The sequence below is a fragment of the Dietzia sp. genome, from assembly GCF_036741115.1.
Lineage (GTDB): Bacteria > Actinomycetota > Actinomycetes > Mycobacteriales > Mycobacteriaceae > Dietzia.
In genome coordinates, this window is the sequence record NZ_DAINST010000142.1 from 1 (window position 1) to 3,689 (window position 3,689).

Here is a 3,689-nt window from a genome sequence, read left to right on the forward strand (position 1 = left end):
GGTGAGACCCTCGGGCATGACCAGGAGCACGGGTGCGAACCGGTGCCCGCCGGTGTGGGAACACTCCCAGATCCCGGCCGCGGGATCGGCACATGCGAGCTCGGCGCCAAGCCGCCCCTCGAGGGCCCCGGCGACGGGGCGTCCGAGCAGCGCGCAGCACTGATCGCGCTTGCCGTGCGTGCACACGAGACCGATGGGCGCAGTGACCTCGCGCGGTTCCGAGAGTACGCCCGCGGCGCCCTCGCTCCGGGCGCCGGTGCGCAGGTCGATCTCGAGGAGATCCGCAGGGCTCTCGAGCTCGAGGACGAGTAGCGACTCGCTCCCCGGGGCAGTGTCGACGAGGTAGACGTGGTGCCGCGGAACATTTTGCCCGCCCCGGCCCGGGCGACGGATGAGAAGTAGGCGCGCATCGGCGGCGTCGAGGTGCTCGCGCAGGCGCTCGGTGAGATCTTCGCCGAACACGGAGCCGTTGAGAATGTCTCGACCCCACGCCCCCGGATGTTCCAAAAGCACCCATCGCCGCTGGTGGGATGCAGTCCCGGGGAGAGGCTCGTCCACCGAGGCCGAGGAGCAACGGAACTGCTCGCGATCGATGGTTTCCGCGGAGATTCCCGGCGTGACTTGTACGTCCATAGGCACACCCTAAGCGGAGTGAGAGCACCGAAAGCACTTCGATAGGATGTCCCCTGCGAAGTTATCCATGTGCATGGCGTTATTCGATGGTACTGAAATGCTCTCGTGAGCTTTTTGTTACAAATGTTTCCTATGGTGGTCATATGACACTCAAGGCCCGCTCCGGCTCGTTGCTCGCCCTCTCCGCCTGCGTTGCATTCACGGTCGCCGCGTGCGGTTCCGGCACCTCGGGAGAGGACGCCCTGAATGTCAGCGGAACGTCCGGCAGCTCGGCTGCCGCCACCACTTCCGGATCGGCCGACAAGATGAGCCTCGCCGAAGGGCTCAACCCCGACGAGAGTTCCTCGGCCACGAACACGGCCCCCTCCTCCACCTCCGGAGAGACGTCGACGGGCTTCTCCACCGGGGATTCCCGAGCTGACGCGGCGCCGAATACCGCACTCGTGCTCACCAAGATCCGGATCGGCGAGCACCAGGGCAACGACCGCGTGGTCTTCGAGCTCTCGGGGCAGGGCGCGCCCGGGTATTCCATCTCCTACGTCCCCTCCCCCGCGCAGCAGGGCAGCGGGCAGGCCATCGACGTCCCGGGTTCGGATTTCCTCCAGGTGATGATTACCGGACAGACCCTCCCGCCGGCCCCGGACGGCTCGGACGAGGTGGCGCGCGGCACCGTCTCCGCGCAGGAGGCCACGCAGGTCCAGGGCGTCTACTTCGCCGGACAGTTCGAAGGCGCCGCCCAGTCGGTTATCGGTGTCGAGGGCAAGCGACCGTACTCGGCGTTCCTCCTCGAGAACCCGACCCGCCTGGTCGTCGACATCCAGCGCTAGCGGGATCACTCGTACACTCCTTCCACGTTCCACACGGCACTCCCTGCCTCTGCGGAGAGCAGTAGCGCGGCCGCACCGACGGGTGCCACCTGCATGCGAAGGCGCAGCGCCCCCGCGCCCGACCACCATTCGGTGTCTTCCGGCCACGGCGCCGACCAGCCCGAGAGGTCGAGGCGGTAGGACCCGATGCGGAGCCCCTCTGGCCGCGCGGTGAGCAGCCCCCGTGGGCCGGGAGCCACCTCGATTCCCCGGGCATCGAGCACCCCGAGCCCGCTCCCCAGCGGCACCAGCCTGCGCTCGCCGCCGATATCGATGAGCAGGCGGTAGGAGCTGGGTGGCTCCACCACAGACGGGGCCGGCCCCGTGATCTGCCCGGGCCACGCGACGTCTGCCGGCGGGGCGTCGAAAGCGTCCCCGTAGGCCGTGGTGCCCACCCTGCGTGAGGGGGCGCGGCCCCCTATAGCGGCGGCCACCCGCACCGATTCCGTCCCCAGCAGCCCCTGGACGCGCTGGAGTGCGCGCCGGGCCCGCGATTCCACGAGACCCGACGATCCCCACAGCCCCTCTTGGAGCTCCCCCGCCGGAACGACCTCCAGCGGCTCGAGGAGCAGCGACACGATGGCCGCGCCCGGCCGCTCCTCCTCGTCCCCACCACCGACAGCTCCGCCCGCAGCCCCGGCGGCCGCTCCGGCCCCGGTGATCCAACCATCGAGCTGCCAACGGACCCTGTCCGCCGTGGCATCCGCAGAGAGCGGCTCGGCGCACCGCCAGACGCGGCGCACCCGGCGCCCGTCCTCGAGTTCCGCCACCACCGCGAGGCGAATGCATGCCATGCCGGCGGCGGCGAGCATGCCGTGCATCCGCACGGCGCAGCGCCGCCCCACGAATGCCGCCTGGTCCACCCGGTCCAAGGGAGGATCGCAGCGTTCGACGACTTCGAGCCCCGGCGGTGGGCTCGACACCGAGGGCAGGCGCCACCGCTCCCCACGGCAGATCCGCTGCGCCGCGGCCCCGAACGAGCCGAAGCGGGTCGCGACATCCCGTGGGGACAGTTCCGCAAAGGCACCGAGCGTGTGGACGCCGAGCCTACGGAGCAGGTCGATGAGCTCGTCGAGCTCGGGCCCCGCGAGCAGCGCCTGCTCTGCGGCGAGCATCGAGAGGGACAGCGGCGCGAGATAGGCCGCGTCTCCCCCGGGCTCGAGGCACGCCCCCTCCCTCGCCGCGAGGACCGCCGTGGGGAGCTCGTCCGCGAGCCCGACGAGGCACTCCACGTCCACTTCCGCGACCGCTCCGACGAGGACCTCGACGAGTTCCTCCACCCCGCCGTAGTAGCGCAGCGCGCCCGGGGCAGACAGGACGACGAGGCCGGGACGGAGCAGCTCCGTTCCCGCCACCACGGCGTCCAGGGCCCGGGCGACGGGCTCGAACTCCGCGCTGTCCCTGCCCGGGCCGACGTCCCGGACGAGCAGCGACGGGCAGCGGAACTGCGCATCACGCCGCCGTACGCCGCGCCGGACGCCGGCCGCGCGCGCTGGGGCGTTGCAGGCCAGGACCATCCCTCCCGAGAGCACCGCGAGCGGCTCCTCTACGCCGATCCCCTCGCACCGCGCCGCGGCGATGGCCGGCCAGTCCGGGCACCACACCGCGACGACGCGGATGTTCTCCCGATGTCTCCCCACCGCGCTCATCCCGCTCGCCTCCCGGCCGCCGCCAGCTCCCGCACCTCGACGCCGCCGACAGTGCCGCGCGCCGCAGGTTCCGCAGCCCGGACGGGCAGGTCCGCAACGCTGTGCGAGGGAATCCCGCGGAGGGTGAGCCTCCCGCCCCCGCGCTCCCCGCCGAGGGCGCGGCCGCGCGCACGCGCGGGAGAAGAGAGTACGGAGATCCTCCCGTACCCGTCCTCCAGACCGGCGGACCGCGCCGGGCCGATCTCCAGGCGCAGGTCCGCACCGTGCCAATCGGCCGCGCCGACGACGAGGACCGTGCCCGCAGAGCGTGCGCGGCCGGCGAGTACGCGTGCGCGGGCCGGCGGGATCCGGCCGCACGCCGGGTCCAGCACGACGAGATCCATCCCGTCGAGCAGGACCGAGGCGACGACTCCGGGATCCGCGCCCGCCATGGGGACGAGCGCCACCTGCGACAGGTCCCCGCCCTCCGCCGCGACCGCGGCGAGACCGAGCGCCGGATAGCCCACGATGGCGCACCGCTTCCCTGCGGCCGTGGCCGCGG

The 3,689-nt window shown here is 72.0% G+C and carries 3 protein-coding genes and 1 pseudogene; 1 reads left to right on the plus strand and 3 read right to left on the minus strand.

The annotated features are described in order from the left end of the window. Nucleotides 1-633, minus strand: a 633-nt coding sequence (locus V7E05_RS13945) for a sucrase ferredoxin (RefSeq protein WP_333620233.1), incomplete at its 3' end; no start/stop codon positions are given. Nucleotides 634-776: 143 nt separating this feature from the next. Between V7E05_RS13945 and V7E05_RS13950 the strand changes: the two genes are divergently transcribed. Continuing rightward, on the plus strand, nt 777-1,460 hold the full coding sequence (locus tag V7E05_RS13950; RefSeq protein WP_333620234.1) for an AMIN-like domain-containing (lipo)protein: 684 nt from the start codon (nt 777-779) through the stop codon (nt 1,458-1,460). 5 nt (nt 1,461-1,465) lie between these two features. Here the strand turns inward: V7E05_RS13950 and V7E05_RS13955 are convergent, their stop codons facing one another. Further along, nucleotides 1,466-3,148 carry a DNA polymerase Y family protein gene (locus V7E05_RS13955; RefSeq protein WP_333620235.1) on the minus strand — a complete coding sequence of 561 codons (1,683 nt, stop codon included), beginning with the start codon at nt 3,146-3,148 and terminating at the stop codon, nt 1,466-1,468. Beyond that, nucleotides 3,145-3,689 (minus strand): annotated as a pseudogene (locus V7E05_RS13960) (hypothetical protein); the annotation flags it as partial. The gene V7E05_RS13955 and the pseudogene V7E05_RS13960, both read right to left, overlap by 4 nt.

Bases quoted from the DNA above. Each gene is read 5' to 3' on its own strand.
- V7E05_RS13950 (WP_333620234.1), top strand. From the start codon at position 777: ATGACACTCAAGGCCCGCTCCGGCTCGTTGCTCGCCCTCTCCGCCTGC.
- V7E05_RS13955 (WP_333620235.1), bottom strand. From the start codon at position 3,148: ATGAGCGCGGTGGGGAGACATCGGGAGAACATCCGCGTCGTCGCGGTG.